This is a genomic window from Metabacillus sp. SLBN-84 (assembly GCF_053629595.1).
Genome location: NZ_JBRJIP010000001.1, coordinates 2611310 through 2631387 on the forward strand (window position 1 = coordinate 2611310; position 20078 = coordinate 2631387).

19 protein-coding genes are annotated in these 20078 nt (G+C 44.6%); 6 read left to right on the top strand and 13 right to left on the bottom strand.

Annotated features, from left to right (window positions below; all coding sequences use genetic code 11):
- Nucleotides 1–60: 60 nt before the first annotated feature.
- From RKD52_RS13350 to RKD52_RS13370, 5 genes are read right to left on the bottom strand one after another with little or no spacing between them, the layout of a single operon-like run.
- Nucleotides 61–1671: a long-chain-fatty-acid--CoA ligase gene (locus RKD52_RS13350; protein WP_454101221.1), complete on the bottom strand. Its 1611-nt coding sequence runs from the start codon at nt 1669–1671 to the stop codon at nt 61–63.
- A gap of 30 nt (nt 1672–1701) precedes the next feature.
- Nucleotides 1702–2454, bottom strand: coding sequence for an SDR family NAD(P)-dependent oxidoreductase (locus RKD52_RS13355; protein WP_454101222.1), 753 nt, complete (start codon nt 2452–2454; stop codon nt 1702–1704).
- Nucleotides 2454–3629 (bottom strand): thiolase family protein, encoded by a 1176-nt coding sequence (locus RKD52_RS13360; RefSeq protein WP_454100080.1) that lies wholly within the window; start codon nt 3627–3629, stop codon nt 2454–2456. Before RKD52_RS13360 ends, RKD52_RS13355 begins: the two co-directional genes overlap by 1 nt.
- Before the next feature lie 12 nt (nt 3630–3641).
- On the bottom strand, nt 3642–4418 hold the full coding sequence (locus RKD52_RS13365; protein WP_454100081.1) for an SDR family oxidoreductase: 777 nt from the start codon (nt 4416–4418) through the stop codon (nt 3642–3644).
- Between the two features lie 11 nt (nt 4419–4429).
- Nucleotides 4430–5656 carry an acyl-CoA dehydrogenase gene (locus RKD52_RS13370; protein WP_454100082.1) on the bottom strand — a complete coding sequence of 409 codons (1227 nt, stop codon included), beginning with the start codon at nt 5654–5656 and terminating at the stop codon, nt 4430–4432.
- A gap of 246 nt (nt 5657–5902) precedes the next feature.
- On the opposite strand from RKD52_RS13370, the gene RKD52_RS13375 reads away from it, so the two are divergent.
- Nucleotides 5903–7375 carry an aminotransferase class I/II-fold pyridoxal phosphate-dependent enzyme gene (locus RKD52_RS13375; protein WP_454100083.1) on the top strand — a complete coding sequence of 491 codons (1473 nt, stop codon included), beginning with the start codon at nt 5903–5905 and terminating at the stop codon, nt 7373–7375.
- A 607-nt stretch (nt 7376–7982) separates the two neighbouring features.
- Here RKD52_RS13375 and RKD52_RS13380 read toward each other — a convergent pair.
- Both RKD52_RS13380 and RKD52_RS13385 read right to left on the bottom strand, forming a co-directional pair.
- Nucleotides 7983–8123 carry a GapA-binding peptide SR1P gene (locus tag RKD52_RS13380; protein WP_081414065.1) on the bottom strand — a complete coding sequence of 47 codons (141 nt, stop codon included), beginning with the start codon at nt 8121–8123 and terminating at the stop codon, nt 7983–7985.
- Between the two features lie 196 nt (nt 8124–8319).
- Nucleotides 8320–8619 (bottom strand): DUF3055 domain-containing protein, encoded by a 300-nt coding sequence (locus tag RKD52_RS13385; RefSeq protein ID WP_369732903.1) that lies wholly within the window; start codon nt 8617–8619, stop codon nt 8320–8322.
- 155 nt (nt 8620–8774) lie between these two features.
- Between RKD52_RS13385 and RKD52_RS13390 the strand changes: the two genes are divergently transcribed.
- A complete protein-coding gene (locus RKD52_RS13390; protein WP_454100084.1) occupies nt 8775–9173 on the top strand; it encodes a DUF1885 family protein in 399 nt (132 codons plus the stop codon).
- A gap of 33 nt (nt 9174–9206) precedes the next feature.
- Here RKD52_RS13390 and RKD52_RS13395 read toward each other — a convergent pair whose 3' ends face one another.
- Complete coding sequence (locus tag RKD52_RS13395) at nt 9207–10040, bottom strand: polysaccharide deacetylase family protein (RefSeq protein WP_454100085.1); 834 nt, start codon at nt 10038–10040, stop codon at nt 9207–9209.
- A 117-nt stretch (nt 10041–10157) separates the two neighbouring features.
- On the opposite strand from RKD52_RS13395, the gene RKD52_RS13400 reads away from it, so the two are divergent.
- Nucleotides 10158–11696, top strand: a complete 1539-nt coding sequence (locus RKD52_RS13400; protein WP_454100086.1) for a glycine betaine uptake BCCT transporter — start codon at nt 10158–10160, stop codon at nt 11694–11696.
- A 660-nt stretch (nt 11697–12356) separates the two neighbouring features.
- A complete protein-coding gene (locus RKD52_RS13405) occupies nt 12357–12743 on the top strand; it encodes a hypothetical protein (protein WP_454100087.1) in 387 nt (128 codons plus the stop codon).
- Nucleotides 12744–12813: 70 nt separating this feature from the next.
- Here the strand turns inward: RKD52_RS13405 and lpdA are convergent, their stop codons facing one another.
- The 5 genes from lpdA to RKD52_RS13430 all read right to left on the bottom strand — a co-directional run bounded on the left by lpdA (nt 12814) and on the right by RKD52_RS13430 (nt 18986).
- Nucleotides 12814–14226: a dihydrolipoyl dehydrogenase gene (lpdA, locus tag RKD52_RS13410; protein ID WP_369732898.1), complete on the bottom strand. Its 1413-nt coding sequence runs from the start codon at nt 14224–14226 to the stop codon at nt 12814–12816.
- A gap of 4 nt (nt 14227–14230) precedes the next feature.
- Nucleotides 14231–15601 carry a dihydrolipoamide acetyltransferase family protein gene (locus tag RKD52_RS13415; protein ID WP_454100088.1) on the bottom strand — a complete coding sequence of 457 codons (1371 nt, stop codon included), beginning with the start codon at nt 15599–15601 and terminating at the stop codon, nt 14231–14233.
- Between the two features lie 156 nt (nt 15602–15757).
- Complete coding sequence (locus RKD52_RS13420) at nt 15758–16735, bottom strand: alpha-ketoacid dehydrogenase subunit beta (RefSeq protein ID WP_029285200.1); 978 nt, start codon at nt 16733–16735, stop codon at nt 15758–15760.
- A 3-nt stretch (nt 16736–16738) separates the two neighbouring features.
- On the bottom strand, nt 16739–17854 hold the full coding sequence (gene pdhA / locus RKD52_RS13425) for a pyruvate dehydrogenase (acetyl-transferring) E1 component subunit alpha (RefSeq protein ID WP_369732895.1): 1116 nt from the start codon (nt 17852–17854) through the stop codon (nt 16739–16741).
- A gap of 463 nt (nt 17855–18317) precedes the next feature.
- Nucleotides 18318–18986 (bottom strand): YkyA family protein, encoded by a 669-nt coding sequence (locus RKD52_RS13430; protein ID WP_454101223.1) that lies wholly within the window; start codon nt 18984–18986, stop codon nt 18318–18320.
- 227 nt (nt 18987–19213) lie between these two features.
- Between RKD52_RS13430 and RKD52_RS13435 the strand changes: the two genes are divergently transcribed.
- Both RKD52_RS13435 and def read left to right on the top strand, forming a co-directional pair.
- On the top strand, nt 19214–19342 hold the full coding sequence (locus tag RKD52_RS13435) for a YjcZ family sporulation protein (protein WP_081414064.1): 129 nt from the start codon (nt 19214–19216) through the stop codon (nt 19340–19342).
- A 145-nt stretch (nt 19343–19487) separates the two neighbouring features.
- Nucleotides 19488–20042 (top strand): peptide deformylase, encoded by a 555-nt coding sequence (def, locus tag RKD52_RS13440; RefSeq protein ID WP_454100089.1) that lies wholly within the window; start codon nt 19488–19490, stop codon nt 20040–20042.
- Nucleotides 20043–20078 lie beyond the last annotated feature (36 nt).

Sequence of the window (20078 nt, forward strand, 5' to 3'; positions counted from 1 at the left end):
TCTCTAGCTTAGATTAAAAAAAGTATACCATAAGCACTTTAAGAGATTCATAGTTTCCTGTTATCTTTGAAGGGTTTCTTCCCGCAATGCCCTGCGGAGGATTTTGCCCACGCTTGTTTTTGGAAGTTCGTTTCTGAATTCAATTATCGCCGGCACTTTGTATGCCGCAAGATTGGACCTGCAAAAAGCAATTATCTCTTCATCTGACGCATGCTTCCCTGCTTTTAAGACAACAAAAGCTTTGACAGTCTCTCCCCTGTACGGATCAGGCACCCCGATAACGACTGCCTCCTGCACCGCTTCATGTTCATAGAGAACTTCTTCTATGTCTCTCGGGTAAACATTGTAGCCGCTTGCGATAATAAGGTCTTTTTTCCGGTCAACGATGTAAAGGTATCCCTCTTCATCAACCTTTGCGATATCGCCTGTAAACAGCCAGCCGTCTCTCAGCGTATTGGCCGTCTCCTCCGGCATGTTCCAGTAGCCCTTCATCACCTGGGGGCCTTTAAGGATGACTTCTCCAAGTTCCCCGGCAGGAACTTCTTCTTTGCCTGTTGCCACATCAACAATTTTATAAGCCGTGCCCGGCACTCCGATTCCGACGCTCCCAGGCTTCCGCTTGGCAAACGGCGGGTTGCAGTGAGTTGTCGGAGCAGCCTCTGATAATCCGTAGCCCTCAAGGATTATAGCACCCGTTTTGCGCTCGAATTCATTCAGCAGCTCCACAGGCATCGGTGCACTGCCGCTATTGCAGATGCGGATGCTGCTGATCCCGTACTCCTCAGCTTTAGGATGGTTGGTAATGGCCACATACATCGTCGGTACACCCGGAAAAATGGTCGGCTGTTCACGTTTGATGGTCTGCATCACTTCCTCAAGATCAAAGCGCGGAAGCAGAATCATAGAATTTCCTCTCAGGACGGTCAAATTCATGCATGAGGTCATTCCGAAGACGTGAAAGAGCGGGATCACTGTCAGGCAGCGTTCTGAGCCGGTCTGAACTTCATGCTTGAAAAATTCGAAAGACTGATAAATATTGGCGATCAAATTTCTGTGTGTAAGCATCGCCCCTTTTGAGCGCCCGGTCGTTCCTCCTGTATACTGAAGCACTGCGATATCGTGCTCAGGTTCGATCTGCACGGGAAGAACCTCTCCTGTTGAAAAAGAAAGAAACTGCGAAAACGTAAAATCTCCCTCTTCAGGTGTCATTTCCTCCTGCAAACTGACGGTAATAATCTGCTTTAAAGCCGTGCCTGCACGGACTGCCTTTACCCGCGGATAAAGCGCATCATACACGACAATCGTTTCCGCGCCGGAATCATTCAGAATATAATCAAGCTCCCGTTCAACGAGCATCGGATTCACCTGGGTGATAATGGCTCCTGCTTTTAGGGCTCCGTAATAGGCTGCCGGATACTGCGGACAGTTTGGCAGCATAATAGCCACCCTGTCCCCTTTTTGAACGCCTTTTTTCTGAAGCGCCGATGCAAAGGCAATGCTCATCCCGTACAGCTGACGGTAGGAGATGGATTTTCCGTAAAATGAAATCGCCTCTTTATCGCCGTAATTCTCAACGGTTTCTTCAAGCATCTGCGGAATGGAAATATAGGGAATGTCGATCTCGTGACTGACAGTATCCGGATAATTAGCTAGCCATTGATCCAATTGAATTCCTCCTTATGCTAAAAAAGATATACTTTTTCAAAAGGTAATCGTTCCTCCATCTGCCAACAGAGCAGCAGCTGTTACATATGAGGCATCATCGCTTGCCAAAAACAGCACAGCCTTAGCGATTTCTTCAGGCTGGCCGATTCTGCCGAGCGCATTGGAAGTTGTATAAATTCCCCATCTTCGTTCATCATTCCGCCATTCATCCACAATGGCTGTATCAATCACACCCGGAGCAATGGCATTAACCCGGATCCCGTCTTTCCCATAATCAAGCGCGGCATTTTTAGTGAGAGCGATGACTCCGGCTTTCGAGGCATTATAAGGAGCCATTCGCTTTTTTCCTTTTATGCCAAGCACGCTCGACGTATTGATAATCGATCCGCCTCCGCTCTGTTTCATATGCGGAACAGCATATTTCATGCCGAGGAAAACACCCTTCAAGTTAATGTCAACGACTCTGTCCCATTCCATTTCTTCCATATCATGAAGCTTTACACTCTGATTTGAAACACCGGCGTTGTTAAACAGGATATGAAGACCCCCGTATTCGCCAACAGCCCCATCCATCAGTCTTTCTACATCTTCAGCATTTGCTGCATCTGTATGGACAAAAAGACAGGAGAAGCCTTTTTCTCTCACAGCTGCAGCTGTTTTTTCCCCAGCCTCCTGATCGGCATCTCCAATCACGACATTTGCTCCATGTTCAGCAAAGAGGAAAGCCGTTGCTCTGCCGATTCCTCCCGCTCCCCCCGTTATGACAGCTGTTTTCCCCTTAAGCCTCATCACTCAGACTCTCTTTCAATAATGGCGGCGATTCCCTGGCCCCCTCCGATGCAGGCCGTAATCAACGCAAAGCGGCCGCCTGACCGCTGCAGTTCATATACGGCTTTCGTCATAAGAATCGCGCCTGTCGCACCTAATGGATGTCCGTGGGCAATCGCCCCGCCGTTTACGTTCAATTTGCTGTGGTCAAACTGCAGTTCACGGTCACATGCCAGAACTTGAGCGGCAAACGCCTCGTTCAGTTCAATCAAATCCATATCGCTGAGTGACAAGCCTGATTTCTCAAGTGCAAGTTTTACTGACGGAACCGGACCTATTCCCATAATGTTCGGGTCTACGCCTGCAACTGCATACTGTCTGACTGTGCACAACGGTTTTAGTCCAAGCTCCGCCGCTTTTTCGCGTGACATGACCACAACAGCAGATGCCGCGTCATTTAAGCCTGAACTGCTTCCTGCTGTAACGGTTCCGCCTTCTTTAAATGCAGGCTGGAGTGCTTCCAATCCCTGAATCGTCGTATTCGGACGCGGGTGCTCGTCTTTTTCAAATAGAAGCGGCTCCCCTTTTCGCTGAGGGACCGGGACGGGCACAATCTGTTCGTCAAATCTGCCTTCTTCGACAGCTGCAGCCATCCGCTGCTGGCTTCTCAGTGCATATTCATCCTGCTCTTCCCTGCTTATTTCGTATTTAACCGCCAGATTTTCAGCCGTAATGCCCATTGGCGGATTACCGATTTCCTTCGGTGAAAGAACGGCTGACTTAAATCTCGGAGGCGCAGGACTAAATGCTTTTTTCGGCTTTTCCATTAAATATGGCGCAAGGGACATGCTTTCTGTTCCTCCGGCAATGTAGACATCTCCGTCACCGGCTTTGATGGCCTGGGCAGCAAGACAGACTGCATTGATGCCAGAGCCGCACTGCCGGTCTACTGTCAGTCCCGGAATGCTGATGGAAAGACCGGTTGTCAAGGCAGTGAGTCTTGCAATATTGCCTCCGCCTGACAGGACGTTTCCAAAAATAACGTCATCAATCATATCTGCCGTAACGCCTGCACGGTTCATGGCTTCTTTTATCACGATTGCCCCGAACTCATTCGGTTCCATGGCGGAGAGCGCACCTCCCTGCCGTCCGATGGGTGTTCTGACTGCCGCTACAATGACAGGATCTCTGTTCATTCTTCTTCCTCCTTACATGGCATGTGTTCCGCCATCAATGACGAGAACATCACCAGTCATAAAGTCTGATGCTTTAGCTGCAAGGAACAATGCAGCTCCTTTTAAATCCTGGTCCGTCCCAAACCTCTTGAGCGGCGTCATGTTCAGGAAATGGTCTTTTCCATTTTCAATAATGACCTGAGACATTTTTGTCGGGAAAAATCCCGGGGCAATGGCGTTGACATTGATGTTGTACTGCCCCCATTTCACAGCTAAATCCTTTGTAAAGGTAATAACGGCTCCTTTACTGGTGTTATAGGCAATCGTGTCCATGTAACGGGGGTCCGTCCCTCCAAGGCCTGCAACGGAAGCAATGTTGATGATTTTTCCGCTTTTCTGCTGGATCATGTGCCTTCCTGCTTCCTGTGACATCAGGAAGGTGCCTGTTACATTCACATTCATGACTTTATTCCACGCATCAAGCGGCATGTCCTGTACCGGAGCTCCCCATGTAGCACCGCTGTTATTGACGAGAATGTCAATTTTTCCGAACGTGTCCACTGCTGTCTGCACCACATTTTTTACATCATCCTGATTCGTCACGTCACAGCCGAGTGCGATCGCCTTGACTCCGTATTCACGGCTCAGCTTTTGGGCTGTATCCTCGCATGCAGCAGCCTTTCTGGAGCAGAGCAAAAGTGATGCGCCGGCCTGGGCGAAGCCTTCCGCCATCTGGGCACCAAGACCCCTGCCGCCGCCTGTAATAATGGCGACCTTGTCTTTTAGATCAAAAAGTTCCTTGATGTGCATGATATTCCTCCTTATACGGTCTGCAGATTCACATCGTATTTTTTCAGTTCAAGTCTTGCCAGCTGTGCACGGTGAACCTCATCAGGACCGTCGGCGATTCTGAGCGTTCTTGCACCTGCCCACTGAGCCGCAAGCGGTGTATCTTCGCTGACCCCAGCTGCTCCGAATGCCTGGATGGCGCGGTCAATGACTTTCAATGCCATGTTTGGAGCAATCACTTTAATCATGGCAATTTCCGTTTTCGCCTGTTTGTTTCCGACCGTATCCATCATATAGGCGGCTTTCAGCGTCAGCAGCCTGGCCTGCTCAATCTCAATCCGGGAATCAGCGATCCATTCTCTGACAACCCCCTGGCTTGAAATCGGTTTGCCAAAGGCTTCTCTCACTTGTACACGCTTACATAATTCTTCAAGCGCACGTTCTGCAGCTCCTATTAAACGCATGCAGTGATGGATGCGGCCCGGGCCAAGACGTCCCTGTGCAATCTCAAATCCTCTTCCTTCTCCAAGAAGCATATTTTCTGCAGGAACGCGGACATCTTTAAACGTAATTTCAGCGTGGCCGTGCGGAGCGTGATCATAGCCGAACACAGGAAGGACTCTTTCAATGGTAACTCCCGGAGTATCGAGCGGCACGAGAATCATAGACTGCTGTTCATATTTAGGAGCATGAAAATCGGATTTCCCCATAAAAATCGCAATCTTGCAGCGCGGATCGCCTGCACCTGAGGACCACCATTTTCTCCCGTTGATGACATACTCATTGCCATCGCGGATAATGCTCGCTTCAATATTTGTCGCATCGGCTGACGCAACGTCCGGTTCTGTCATGGAGAAGCAAGAACGGATCTCGCCGGCAAGCAGCGGTTTCAGCCATTTTTCTTTTTGTTCATCCGATCCATACCTCACAAGCACTTCCATGTTTCCGGTATCTGGTGCGGCACAGTTGAACACTTCCGGAGCGAGCAGCGAACGGCCCATAATCTCACAGAGCGGAGCATATTCAAGATTTGTCAGCCCGGCACCATATTCGCTTTCAGGCAGGAACAAGTTCCACAGTCCCCGTTCCTTTGCTTTGGCTTTCAGCTCCTCCATAATTGGAGGAATAGCAGACCATCTCGTTTCCTGTTCATTTAATTGCTCTTCATATTTCTTTTCATTCGGATAGACGAATTCTTCCATAAAAGAAATTACCTGCTTCTGCAGCTCAACTACCTTTTCTGAATACGAGAAATTCAACTCTCATCACCCTTTCATCCACCTTACTAACCGGTTGGTATGTAGTTCTGTTTCTATCATAATATGATTCTCCCAAAAAAGACAACTATTATTCTAAAAATTCTGTTAAATATTCACTGTCCCTCGTATATCTGCCCGCTAAAAACTCCTTTCCAATCCTTGTAGAAAGTGATATAATTCACTTGTTTTATGTGTAAATGAACGTGATGAAAATAGATTATGCACTAAAGAAGGTGGGAATACAAATTGTCGCAATATGAAACACCGTTATTTACAGGGCTCAAAGAACACGCAAAGAAAGATCCTGTACAATTCCATATTCCTGGACATAAAAAAGGAGCAGGCATTGACCCTGAATTCAGATCTTTTATCGGGGAATCTGCTTTATCTATAGATTTGATCAACATCGGCCCTCTGGATGATCTCCACTCTCCTAAAGGCATGATAAAAAAAGCCCAGGAACTCGCAGCAGAAGCATTCGGAGCTGATTATACATTCTTCTCTGTGCAGGGCACGAGCGGAGCCATCATGACCATGGTAATGGCCGTTTGCGGACCTGGAGATAAAATTCTTGTCCCGCGCAATGTTCATAAATCTGTTATGTCCGCCGTTGTTTTCTCAGGTGCAACACCGATCTTTATCCACCCTGAGATTGACAAAGACCTCGGCATTTCACACGGCATAACAACCGAATCTGTTGAACATGCGCTTGAGCAGCACCCTGATGCAAAAGGGCTGCTCGTCATCAACCCTACGTACTTTGGCGTTTCAGCTGATTTGAAAAAAATCGTAGAAATTTCTCATTCCTATAACGTGCCGGTCCTTGTCGATGAAGCACACGGCGTGCACATTCATTTTCATGATGACCTGCCTCTTTCAGCGATGCAGGCAGGCGCTGATATGGCTGCTACAAGTGTTCATAAGCTCGGCGGCTCAATGACCCAAAGTTCGATCCTCAATGTACGGGAAGGACTTGTTTCGGTTCAGAGAGTCCAGACAATCCTGAGCATGCTGACAACAACGTCCACTTCCTATCTGCTTCTTGCATCACTTGACGTCGCAAGAAAGAGGCTGGCCACAGAAGGACGCGCTCTTGCCGAAAAAGCGATACAGCTTGCCAATGAGACTAGAAACAGAATCAACGCGATTGATAAAATTGAATGCATCGGAGAAGAAATCATCGGCACAAAGGCTGCTTATGACTACGATCCGACGAAATTAATTATCTCCATTAAAGAACTCGGACTGAACGGCTACGATGTAGAAAAATGGCTGCGCGAAAACTATAACATCGAAGTAGAAATGTCCGATTTATACAACATTCTCTGCATCATCACACCTGGTGACACGGAAAGAGAAACCGGAATCCTCGTTGAAGCGCTGCAGGCGCTGTCAGCGCAATTTGCACACGCATCAGCTGATAAAGCAAAGCCGGAGGTTATGCTGCCGGATATTCCAGTATTAGCTTTAACGCCGCGTGACGCTTTCTACGCTGACACAGAAATCGTTCCATTCTCAGAATCTGCAGGCCGGATCATTGCAGAATTTATCATGGTGTATCCTCCGGGGATTCCAATTTTCATTCCAGGAGAAATCATTTCAGAAGAGAATCTCTCATATGTGCGCAAAAATCTTGAAGTCGGTCTTCCCGTCCAGGGGCCGGAAGATCCGGAACTCCATTACCTGCGCGTAATCAAAGAGCATAGAGCAATTAAATAATCTAATCGAAGCATGGCGCATGCTAAAACCCCCGGGATTCAGTTCCCGGGGGTTTGATTTATCATTTATCTGACTGAATTGCTCAGCCATTGTGCTGAGGATAACAGTGGTCGGTGTGATGCTGGGCAGCCTTATGGTTTGCTCTGTCTTATTTATAGGGTACCATTTCCGCTTTTTGCTTCCCTATAATTTGTTCTGTCTGATTTATGGGTTATCATTCTGGCTTTTTGCTTCCCTATAATTTGTTCTGTCTGATTTATGAGGTACCATTTTAACGCTTTGCATCCCTATAATTTGCTCCGTCTGATTTATGAAGTATCATTTTGAAGCTTTGCATCCCTATGATTTATTCTGTCTGATTTATGAGGTACCAATTTCGCTTTTTGCTTCCCTATAATTTGCTCCGACTTATTTATGGGGTATCATTTTGAAGCTTTGCATCCTTATAATTTGTTCTGTCTGATTTATGAGGTACCATTTTAACGCTTTGCATACCTATAATTTGTTCCGTCTGCTTTATAGGTTTCTATCTCTGCCTTGTGCACCGCCCTTTTTTAGACAGCAAAAAAAGCATGCAGGCCCCCCTGCATGCTTTTCAATCCTCTATTTAAACCCCTTGAATAACTGTCATTTCTCTCTCTAGTACTTGGCAATCGCAGCTTGTGCATTTTCCGTACAAAACACTGACCTTTTCATCTTCAAAATGATCGATTGTTCCGTTGCAGGTTTGACAGACGATTGTTCCCATTTCCATACCCCTTTTTGAATGGATTAGCACTATTTGAAAGCGCTTAATACTTTGTAAGTTTATAATAATATAACACATTTAATCCGTCAAGCCTAAATTGTATAACACATTTAATCTTTTTATCTCTAAAAGTATTCTTTTTTTGAAAAGGTATAAAAAAACTGGCGAACGGATCTGTTCGCCAGTTTTTAGTTCACTATTCATATTGAGTGGTTAATTGGGCGGAAGGGATGACGTCACGGAAGAAATCTGACAGTTCTGCTGCCTGCTGCAGTGTTTCAATCCGAAAGGTGCGCATGAGGAATTCGAGGTCTTCGATATCTGATGAGTCAAGGAGAACTGATTTTCCGGTCTGAAGACAGATGACGAGCGGTTTGCCAAAAAACATGCCTGAATACACGATGGCCATATCGTACCTCAAATCACTGGAAGCAAAACCAACATACCTGACATTCGCCTGTTCGGTATCATCATAAAACTTTTCCAATGTGTTCATGATGGCCCCCTTCTTTTTATCAGATTATTCAGATTAATTATACTTCATAATTCAAGAGAGCACAATCATTTCCCCTTGAACTTGCAAGCAGGCGGATAATATGTAATATTTTAAATAATCGGACAGTTATAAAATTGTGCTTAGGAGTTGACGCAATGGCCTCACACGCTTTTATTCATTTAGTTGAAGGTTCTGCTCAGCAGACAATATCCCTTGAACAGGTTGAGGAGCTCTTTCTTTATTACAAAGAGATAACAGGCAAAACGGGCGAACAGCTGCAGTTTGACTATGACCAGTCAGCTTTTCCATACGAGTGCACTCAAAAGGAAGGGTATCTCTCCCTTACTTCTGAGGAGCGCGGCTATGCAAAAATGTATATTGGAGCAGGTCCCGTAAATGAAGAGGCCTTTTCATTTCTGCAAATTACCCTGCCGGCAGATTCGAAATACGGCGACAGAAATAAAGCAAATGAATTTTCAAAGTTTCTGGCAAAAAAACTAAAAGGGGAACTGACCTTATTCAATGGAAGGAAGATGTACTATTATAAACGATGAAAAAAGCGATCATCAAAGATCGCTTTTTTTGTTCTAAAGTGGAGTTTCAATTGCATCAGGGTCAGCAATTTCATACCCTTTTTGCTTAAGTCCTGTCACAATGGAGCTTAATGCTTCGCTTGTCCACTTTCGGTCATGCATCAGCAAGTTTGCACCATCAGTCAAGTATGGAGTATTGATCATGATTTCTGTCAGTGCTTCTTTTGTCTGGTAATCACTTTCCCAGTCGTAGCCGTACGTCCAGTTCATCAGCACCATCTTTTCCTCTTCCGCAATTTTTCTGCTTTCATCTGTGTTGCTTCCAAACGGAGCTCTGAAAAAACGGGGACGTTCACCCGTTATTTGCTCAACAAGATCATTCAGACCGGCAATTTCGCTTTTCTGTTCTGAAGGGGTCAGGTCCTTAAGATTGGAATGGGTCATTGTATGATTTCCTATAGGGAAACCAAGCTGATAAATCTCTTTTAGTCTTGCTTTTTCCTCTTCCGTATCCAGAAAATGACCATTTACAAAGAAGATCGCCTTTACTCCCATCTTTTTCAATGTCTGTGCCATCCCCACACTGTACTGATCTGGAGCATCATCGACAGTCAGAAGCACCGCTTTCGGGCTGACGTCAGGACTCAAAGGCTTAATTGACCAATTTGCCGGATCAAGTTTATATTTTGGTGTTTTATCCAATATGGCTGGCTGTTCAGCCTTTTTATCTGATTCCAAATCCGCTGCAGGCTCTGGTTTTTCCTTCCCTGCTTCATGTACCGTTTTCTTTTCCGCAGGAGGATTTTCTTCTTTATTGCCGCCAGTCCCTGATGCAGTGCATCCTGCAAGCAAAAAAGCTGCTGCCGTCATACAGAGTGCTTTTCTCACGTTCTTTCCTCCCCGGTATATTCTTTTTAGAATAATTTGCCGCCGATTGCTTCACTATATAGGAAGAGGAATTAATTAACAACACTTCTTATTTCCTATTTTGAAGGAGGTCTGAATATGAAAAAACTGACACCTGTTTTTGTCCTTTCTCTCATCGTTTCTGTTCTTTTTATTGTATGGGGAGCCATTCCAAAGAGCATAATCGGAAGTGCCAATCTGTCAAACGTAACGACACTTATCCACGGATTTATTATTGAAAAATTCGGCTGGTTTTATATGCTGACCGCTTCCTTTTTTCTCATTTTTGCCATCGGATTAATATTTACAAAATACGGAAATATCAAGCTTGGAAATGATGATGATGAACCGAAGTATTCTTACCTCAGCTGGTTTGCGATGCTTTTCAGTGCCGGCATGGGAATCGGGCTTGTGTTCTGGGGAGTATCTGAGCCGATGAATCATTACAGCGCACCTCCATCCGGTGAAGGGTTTACGGATGAATCTGCCCGTGCTGCAATGCGCTACTCCTTTTTCCATTGGGGGCTTCATCCATGGGCCATTTACTCGGTTATCGCTTTATCACTTGCATATTTTACGTTCAGGAAAAATCAAAACGGAGTCATCAGCAATATTCTCAGACCGCTTTTTGGAGACCGTGCTGATGGAAAGCTTGGTGTACTGATAGACTTCCTTGCAGTGTTTGCCACCATTTTTGGAGTCGCAACGTCACTTGGACTCGGCGCCATTCAAATTGGTGCAGGTGTCTCCTACTTGTTTGATGGAATCAGCAATTCGTTTTCAACCCAGCTGATTATTATTGTGATTGTAACCTTTCTTTTCATGCTGTCTGCTCAAACAGGGCTTGATAAAGGAATTAAAATTCTCAGTAATGTAAATATTATTCTGGCTATTGCCCTCATGCTCTTTCTGCTTTTTGCAGGGCCGACAAATTTCATCATGGATTTGTTCACGACAACCATTGGCGGATATTTGCAGAATTTAACCTACATGAGCTTCCGCCTTACGCCATTTAACGAGGAAAGCACATGGGTTCAGGATTGGACAATCTTTTACTGGGCATGGTGGATTTCGTGGGCTCCGTTCGTGGGGACATTTATCGCGCGGATTTCCAGAGGAAGAACGATCAGAGAATTCCTGATTGGTGTTCTTGCTGTTCCAACCATTTTCGGGGCATTGTGGTTCTCAGTATTCGGAGGTTCTGCTTTATACCTGCAGCACTTTATTAAAAAGCCCATTATGGATATTGTCAATGACAAGGGAATGGAAGTCGCCCTGTTTGCTGTCCTTGAACAATTCCCGTTTGGCATGTTTATGTCTCTGCTTGCTATTCTTTTGATCAGCACTTTCTTTATTACTTCAGCCGATTCGGCAACTTTCGTGCTTGGCATGCAGACAACAGACGGAGACTTAAATCCATCTGGCAAAATCAAATTTGTATGGGGCATCATCCAATCTGCTGCAGCTGCCGTTCTATTATGGATTGGCGGTCTTGAAGCTCTTCAGAGGGCATCGATAATTGCTGCACTTCCGTTTGCTGTCATCATGATTTTGATGGTCATATCATTGATGAAATCATTGAGACGCGAAAAATTCCCTGTCATGAATCGGACTGAGACTAAAAAAGACACTTTATAAAAAAGTGTCTTTTTCTTTGTTCTTTCTTACCCTCCCATATCGAATTTCAGTTTCGGAAGGTACGCATTTTCCTCTTGCTTACCCTCCCATATCGTTTTTCAGTTTTCGAGGGGACGCATTCTCCTCTTGCTTACCTTCCCATATCGTTTTTCAGTTTTCGAGGGGACGCATTCTCCTCTTGCTTACCCTCTCATATCGTTTTTCAGTTTCGGAGGGTACGCATTCTCCTCTTTCTTACCCTCCGATACCGTTTTTCAGTTTTCGAGGGTACGCATTCTTCTCTTTCTTATCCTCTTATATCGTTTTTCAGTTTCGGAGGGTACGCATTCTCCTCTTTCTTACCCTCCGATATCGTTTTTCAGTTTTCGAGGGTATGCATTTTCCTCTTTCTTACCCTCCCATATCGAATTTCAGTTTTGAAGGGTATGCATTCTTCCGTCTCCCTCTCACCGATCCACCTTGTTTTAAAGTTAATTGTTAATTTTAGCGACAAACTGTCTTTCTATTTTTCATTTTTGTGACAAATAGGTAACATTCAGGGGAATATTCGGAAAACATGATAAAATAGCATTAATTTAGATTAACGGAAACTGTAAAATAGGTACGAAGTAGGACTTAGTTCGGACCGTTACGACCATTTCATTAAAAGGGGTGGACAATATGGCAAAGTCGGTCATTGTCGCCTTCATCATGCCAGTTTTTCTTCTTTCATCTTGCAGTCTGAATATATCCTCTGAATCGCTGCGTCCAGAAGACGATGATAAAAAACTGCTGTTTTTTTCAGATGAACAAGATGAACACCGGGAATCTGTTTATTTTGATGCTCTGATTGATCTGAAACAAGATTTTCCCGACGAAGTGGAAGACTTGGAATTTGTTGAAACGAGCAGTGATGAAGACTATCCGGTAGATATTGATACATTTCCTTCCCTTGTGGTTGTAGACGATAATCGCGTCCTCTTCCAGATTGAAGGCCACGTAGGAACAAAGGAAGAAATTATTAATCCCGTTGTTAAAGCACTTTCAGACAGCAGCGGAGATCGATAGACGGCTTTCACACCGTCTATTTTTTTATGCAAAAAAACCCCCTGATGCATGCCATCAGGGGGTTTGGTACTTATTTAATAATGTGGATTGGGCTTCCGATTGCAACTTCAGCAGCTTCCATTGTGATTTCTCCCAATGTTGGATGCGCATGAATCGTCATTGCGATATCTTCAGCAGTCATGCCAGCTTCAATTGCAAGGCTAAGTTCTGAAATCATATCAGAAGCAGCCGCACCTGCAATTTGCGCTCCGATGACAAGTCCGTCTTCTTTGCGTGTAACAAGTTTCAAGAAGCCGTCTGTTTCGTTAAGAGAAAGAGCACGTCCGTTAGCAGCAAATGGGAACTTCGCTGCAACAACTTCGATTCCTTCTTCTTTAGCCTGTGTTTCTGTGTATCCAACTGTAGCCAGTTCAGGCTCTGAGAATACAACTGCAGGAATTCCGAGGTAGTCGATTTCAGCATGCTCGCCGGCAATTGCTTCAGCAGCAATTTTACCTTCGTATGAAGCTTTATGAGCAAGCGGAGGACCTTCAACGATGTCACCGATTGCGTAGATGTTAGAAACGCTTGTACGGCACTGCTTATCAATTTTGATCACGCCGCGGTCTGACATTTCAACGCCTACTTGCTCAAGTCCAAGCTCATCTGTGTTCGCACGGCGGCCAACCGTTACAAGCAGGTAATCTGCTTCAACTGTCTGCTCTTCGCCTTTAACTTCAAAGGTTACTTTTACGCCATTTTCCGTTTCTTCAACAGATTTTGCTTTTGCTTTTGTATGAATTTCAACGTTGCCTTTTTTCTTAAGGTTACGCTTAACAAGAGAGCTCATTTGCTTTTCAAAGCCCATAAGGATTTCATCCATTGCCTCAATGAAGACAACTTCAGAACCAAAGTTGGCATAAGCTGTACCAAGCTCAGTGCCTATGTAGCCTGCACCGATGACAACAATTTTCTTTGGAATTTCGTTCAAGCTTAGAGCACCAGTTGAATCAAGCACTCTTTTAGAGTATTTGAATCCTGGAATTTCAATTGGACGGGATCCAGTAGCAATGATTGCGTTTTTGAATTTGTACGTTTGAGATGAGTTGTCATCCATTACTTTAATAGATTCGCTGTCAACAAAGTAAGCTTCTCCGCGGACAATCTCAACTTTGTTTCCTTTAAGAAGTCCTTCAACTCCGCCGACAAGTTTCTTTACAACGCCAGCTTTGAATTCCTGTACTTTTGTAAAGTCAACTGTTACGTTTTCGGCTTTAATTCCCATGTCTTCAGAATGCTTGGCATTCTCAAAGCGGTGACCTGCAGCAATTAAAGCTTTTGAAGGAATACATCCTACGTTAAGGCAAACGCCGCCAAGGTTTGCTTTTTCTACGATTGTTACTTTTTGTCCGAGCTGTGCAGCGCGGATGGCAGCTACATAGCCGCCAGGTCCCGCACCAATGACAAGAGTATCTGTTTCAATAGGGAAATCTCCTACTACCATTGAATTACGCCTCCATTAAAATAAGTTGTGGGTCGTTCAATAAACGCTTGATGTGATTTAGAGCATTTTGAGCTGTAGCACCATCAATCATGCGGTGGTCAAAGCTAAGTGACAGCGCAAGTACTGGAGCAGCAACAATTTCTCCGTCAACAACGATTGCTTTTTCAGCGATGCGGCCGATTCCAAGAATCGCAACCTCTGGATGGTTGATAACCGGAGTGAACCACTGTCCGCCTGCAGAACCGATGTTTGTAATCGTGCAAGAAGCGCCTTTCATTTCCGCAGCAGAAAGTTTACCGTCGCGGGCTTTAGTTGCCAGGCCGTTAATTTCATCAGAAATTTCAAAGACTGATTTGCGTTCTGCGTTTTTAACAACAGGAACCATAAGTCCTTTTTCTGTGTCAGCAGCAATACCGATGTTGTAGTAATGCTTTTGAACAACTTCTTCGGTTTTGTCATCGATTGAAGTATTAAGAACCGGGTATTTCTTAAGCGCTGATGTAAGAGCTTTCACTACGTACGGTAAATATGTTAACTTAATACCCTGCTCGGCTGCAACACCTTTGAACTGTTTTCTGTGAGCAACAAGTTTTGTTACGTCCACTTCGTCCATCAATGTTACGTGAGGAGCTGTATGCTTGGAGTTAACCATTGCTTTAGCGATAGCTTTTCTCATCGGGCTCATTTTTTCGCGTGTTTCAGGGAAATCGCCTTCTGGAACAGCTTGTTTAGCAGGTGCTTTTTGCTCTGCTTTTTCTTCCTTAGCTTCTGCTTGCGGAGCTTCAGCCTGAGCTTCAGCAGCAGGTTTCGAACCGCCTTCAAGGAATGCGTCGATATCTTCTTTGCTTACGCGGCCGTTTTTGCCTGAACCTGATACCTGGCGGATTTCAACGCCTTTTTCACGGGCATATTTACGTACTGAAGGCATTGCGATTACTCGCTTGTTTGGATCTGCATCAGCCTGATCTTGTGCACCTGCACCAGTTGCTGCTTCTGCTTCCTGTTTAGGAGCTTCTTCTTTTTTCACGTCCTGGCCGGCTTCAGCTGTAGCCTGAACTTGAGCTTCCTCTTTTTTAGGTTCTTCTTTAGCAGGCTCATCGCCATGGTCGTCACCTTTGAATTTAAGGTTTTCGTAACCTGGTGCATCAAATGTGATCAGGGTTTGTCCAACTGTAGCAACAGTTCCCTCTTCTACTTTAACTTCAATTACTTTTCCTTTAACAGGAGAAGGAATTTCTACGACTGCTTTATCATTCTGAATCTCAGCCAGAACATCATCTTCGTTTACTTCATCGCCAGGCTTGATAAACCACTTTACAATCTCACCTTCGTGGATACCTTCACCGATATCCGGCATTTTAAATTCGAAAGACACGGTATACTACCTCCTATTTTTCATATGGAAAAGAAACCAGGTATCAGGTTTCGGAAGAACTTTGTTCGTTCAAATGCTTTTGCGCCTTCGATGCGCTCCATCATGAAACAATAACACTCTGCCCGGACCAACTGATTTCTTTTCATAAATGTATAATTAGAAATTCATTACTTTCTTAGCTGTTTCAATGACATCCTTGAAGTTAGGAAGCCAAACGCCCTCTGCTTGAGAGAATGGGAAAACAGTGTCAGGAGCAGCTACGCGAAGCACAGGTGCTTCAAGGCTTAAAATAGCGCGGTCGTTGATTTCAGCCACTACATTAGCTGCAATGCCGGCTTGCTTTTGAGCTTCCTGTACAACGATTGCACGTCCTGTTTTTTCAACAGATGCAATAATTGCGTCAATATCAATCGGGCTGATTGTGCGAAGGTCGATAACTTCTGCAGAAACGCCTTCTTTTTCAAGCTCTTCAGCCGCTTTTAAAGATTCATGAACCATTGCTCCGTAAGTGATGATGGAAAGGTCTGAACCTTCGCGCTTCACTTCTGCTTTTCCGATTTCAATTGTGTACTCTTCTTCCGGAACTTCCTGGCGGAATGAACGGTAAAGCTTCATGTGCTCAAGGAAAACGACTGGGTCGTTGTCACGGATAGCTGAGATTAAAAGTCCTTTAGCATCGTATGGAGTTGAAGGAATAACAACCTTCACACCAGGCTGCTGCGCCATAAGACCCTCTAAGCTGTCAGCATGCATCTCAGGAGTATGAACGCCTCCGCCAAACGGTGAACGGATTGTAACAGGAGAATTCCAGCGGCCGCCTGAACGGTATCGCATACGTGCCATTTGTCCTGAAATTGAATCCATTACTTCGTAAACGAAACCGAAGAACTGGATTTCAGCAACCGGACGGAAACCTGTCAGGCCAAGTCCGATTGCAAGACCGCCGATTCCTGATTCAGCAAGCGGCGTGTCAAACACGCGGTCTTCGCCGAATTCTTTTTGAAGTCCTTCTGTAGCACGGAATACTCCTCCGTTTACGCCAACGTCTTCTCCGAATAGAAGAACGTTTGAATCGTTTTTAAGTTCTGTGCGGAGAGCATCCGTAATTGCTTGAATCATTGTCATTTGAGCCATGGCTTACTTCGACTCCTTTGCTTTGTAGATTTCATATTGCTCTTTCAGATTGAATGGCATTTCTTCATACATGATATCCATTAGATCTGTTACTTTTTGTTTTGGATATTCATCCGCTTTTTTGATCGCTTCTTTAATATCTTCTTTCGCCTGTTCGATCACTTTGTTCTCTTCTTCTTCGCTCCAGATGCCTTTTGTTTCAAGGAATTTGCGGAAGCGTACAAGAGGATCTTTTTCTTCCCACTCAGTGTCAAGCTCTTTTGTGCGGTAGCGTGTCGGATCATCGCCGGCCATTGTATGCGGGCCATAGCGGTAAGTAAGTGTTTCTACAAGTGTCGGGCCTTCTCCGTTTACAGCGCGCTCGCGTGCATCACGCACAGCAGCGTATACAGCAAGTGCATCCATGCCGTCAACTTGAATACCTACGATACCTGCAGCAGCCGCTTTTTGAGCGATTGTCTGTGCAGCTGATTGTTTTTCAACCGGAGTTGAGATTGCAAAACGGTTGTTTTGCACAACGAAGATAGCCGGTGCTTTATAAGCGCCTGCAAAGTTGATTCCTTCGTAGAAATCGCCCTGAGATGCTCCGCCGTCACCAGTGTAAGTAATTGCAACAGCTTTTTTATCTTTCTTTTTAAGACCAAGTGCAACACCCGCTGTCTGGATGATTTGCGCACCGATGATAATTTGAGGAGACAATGCATTTACTTCCTCAGGGAACTGGTTTCCGTGGAAATGTCCGCGTGAGAAAAGGAATGCCTGGTACAAAGGAAGTCCGTGCCAGATAATCTGAGGCACATCACGGTATCCAGGAAGAACGAAATCTTCTTTTTCAAGTGCAAAATGAGAAGCGATCTGTGAAGCTTCCTGTCCTGCTGTCGGTGCATAAAAGCCTAAACGGCCCTGGCGGTTCAATGAAATTGAGCGCTGGTCCAAAATACGCGTATACACCATACGGCGCATTAATTCTTTTAATTGGTCATCTGACAAGTCCGGCATTGCAGCTTCATTTACTACCTCGCCCTGCTCATTCAGAATTTGGAACGTTTCAAACTGCTTGGCAATTCCTTCAAATTGCTTTTTGCTGTCAACTACAGCATTTTTCGTTTTAGCAGCCATCTAAGTCACCTGTCCTTTCTCTTATAAAAAATAATTCTTGATTATATGACACATACAGCATTAGCCTTCCCAAAATGACATCTTATGACACATTCTTTTAGGCTTCACTCTACATATCTTTATACCACTTTAGAGAATGCCGAAACGTTCTCTATGTATTGGACAGTACAAAAATCTGTACTAATTAAAGGGAAGAAAAAAATTAATACAATTCATTTCAACATGTTTTAGTGTACACCATTAAAAATGTATACGTCAATTGATTTATACTGATATTCTTTCAACCTTTTTGCCGCATTTTATTTTACTTTTATTCCCTTTTAATCAATCTGTACTATAACTATTTGATATTCTGTACTATAAAAATCGATACAGCATTGTTTGTTTTGGCAGTTCCAAACACATCCTTCGGCAGCATACAAAAAATGCAGGGGCGGCTGCTCCCTGCATTCACTGAACTTGATCATGACGTTTTTCCTTTATCATCTGACTGCTCGACTTCAATTCCGGCTTTTTTGTAAAAATCCATCTTAGCCTTGTTGTACTTTTCAGTAAGATCGTTGAATTCTTTATTCAGAGCCGCCACCTTTTCGTAGCTGCTGTTAATTTCCGTAATTTTCGCTTCCAGTTCCTCAAGCTTCAGATCTTTTTTCTGAAAAAGCTGATACAGCTCTTTATCAAGATCGATTGCTTCATTATATGCTGGAGAAAGCGTATCGTAAGCATCGTAGCGCTGCTGCATCAATGTTTGCAGGTCAGAAGCTTTGCTTTTCAGCGCCTGATCATCCAGGTCCTTTGAAATGTCCTCAACTGCTTTGAATTCTTCTTTTGAATCCATGATGCTCTCTTTTTCATCTTCGGCTCTTTTTTCTCTTTCTTCAATGACAGAAAGCGCTTCTTCAGAAAGTGAAACAATTTTTTCATACTCTTTCATGCCGAGTGAAATAATTTCTTCGTAAAGTTCGTTTTCTTTTTTCTCAAGTTCCACCAATGGCTCCTGCTGATCTTCGAACGAACTTTCCGCCGCAACGGCTTTTTCAAGAGCATTATACATTTCTTCTTCTGCAGAAGGTCCGCTGCACCCTGCCAGAAATAATGCTCCTGCAAGCAGCGCTGCAGAAGCTGCAACCATTTTTTTCACCGCGAGTCCCCCTAACCCATTCAACATATTTACTATAAAAGGTTCTGGTTATTTTTACAATATTTTTATTTGTTTCAAAACTCAAAATGACATTCATTTTTTGGGGAACTGGGCTATCGTCTATACACATTCAACCAAAAAACATAGGTTATATTAGACGCTGAAGGCTGATGCACAGGCTGCAGAGGTAAAGCGTTACATTCAAAGGAGGTTTTCTCATGTACGGTTATCCTGGATACGGTTATGGCGGCTGCGGCTATCCTGGTTATGGACGCACGTTTGCTCTGATTGTTGTATTGTTTATTCTTTTAATTATCGTAGGAGCAGCGTTTGTAGGCCACTGCTAATAATGGCTTGCGGCAGCAGAGCCCACATACATTGTGGGCCGCCGCATCCAAAAATGATACTGGTGGACAAGCAGGACTTTTCGTTTGATCTAAGTTCCATTATACTTAGTAAGATAATTCAGCAGGAAAAGGAGTGTGAGTCCGGGTGATTACTATGGAGGATATTATCAGGGAAGGTCATCCAACCTTGCGTAAAGCTGCAGAAGAAGTGCCGATGCCGCCTTCTGATGAAGATAAAAAAACGCTGCAGGAGCTGCTTGATTATGTCCAGAACAGCCAGAATCCCGAGATGATCGAAAAATACGGCCTGAGACCCGGGATTGGCCTTGCAGCCCCTCAAATAAATGTCTCCAAACGGATGATTGCCATCCGGTTAACAGATGAAAAGGGCCAATTGCACAGTTACGCTCTGTTTAACCCTAAAATTGTAAGCCATTCAGTTGAGAAAAGCTACTTAACAAGCGGAGAAGGATGTCTTTCAGTTGACAGACCTGTTCCGGGATACGTTCCGCGCTATGCGAGAATCCGGGTAAAAGCAGTATCCCTTGAAGGAGAAAATGTGGACCTCAGACTTCGCGGGCTGCTTGCCATCGTCTTTCAGCATGAAATTGACCATTTAAACGGTGTAATGTTCTACGATCACATCAGCAGCGAAGATCCTTTGAAAGAACCTGAAGGCGCCATCGCAATCGAACGGTAAAAGGAAGCACGAAAAGCCTGTCTGCTTAGCAGACAG

What these genes read in the sequence shown, in the direction of transcription:
- RKD52_RS13355 (WP_454101222.1), bottom strand. Translation starts at nt 2,454, where the DNA reads ATGAGGCTTAAGGGGAAAACAGCTGTCATAACGGGGGGAGCGGGAGGA.
- RKD52_RS13360 (WP_454100080.1), bottom strand. Translation starts at nt 3,629, where the DNA reads ATGAACAGAGATCCTGTCATTGTAGCGGCAGTCAGAACACCCATCGGA.
- RKD52_RS13365 (WP_454100081.1), bottom strand. Translation starts at nt 4,418, where the DNA reads ATGCACATCAAGGAACTTTTTGATCTAAAAGACAAGGTCGCCATTATT.
- RKD52_RS13380 (WP_081414065.1), bottom strand. Translation starts at nt 8,123, where the DNA reads ATGGGAACAATCGTCTGTCAAACCTGCAACGGAACAATCGATCATTTT.
- RKD52_RS13385 (WP_369732903.1), bottom strand. Translation starts at nt 8,619, where the DNA reads ATGAACACATTGGAAAAGTTTTATGATGATACCGAACAGGCGAATGTC.
- RKD52_RS13390 (WP_454100084.1), top strand. Translation starts at nt 8,775, where the DNA reads ATGGCCTCACACGCTTTTATTCATTTAGTTGAAGGTTCTGCTCAGCAG.
- RKD52_RS13400 (WP_454100086.1), top strand. Translation starts at nt 10,158, where the DNA reads ATGAAAAAACTGACACCTGTTTTTGTCCTTTCTCTCATCGTTTCTGTT.
- RKD52_RS13405 (WP_454100087.1), top strand. Translation starts at nt 12,357, where the DNA reads ATGGCAAAGTCGGTCATTGTCGCCTTCATCATGCCAGTTTTTCTTCTT.
- lpdA (WP_369732898.1), bottom strand. Translation starts at nt 14,226, where the DNA reads ATGGTAGTAGGAGATTTCCCTATTGAAACAGATACTCTTGTCATTGGT.
- RKD52_RS13420 (WP_029285200.1), bottom strand. Translation starts at nt 16,735, where the DNA reads ATGGCTCAAATGACAATGATTCAAGCAATTACGGATGCTCTCCGCACA.
- pdhA (WP_369732895.1), bottom strand. Translation starts at nt 17,854, where the DNA reads ATGGCTGCTAAAACGAAAAATGCTGTAGTTGACAGCAAAAAGCAATTT.
- RKD52_RS13430 (WP_454101223.1), bottom strand. Translation starts at nt 18,986, where the DNA reads ATGGTTGCAGCTTCTGCAGCGCTGCTTGCAGGAGCATTATTTCTGGCA.
- RKD52_RS13435 (WP_081414064.1), top strand. Translation starts at nt 19,214, where the DNA reads ATGTACGGTTATCCTGGATACGGTTATGGCGGCTGCGGCTATCCTGGT.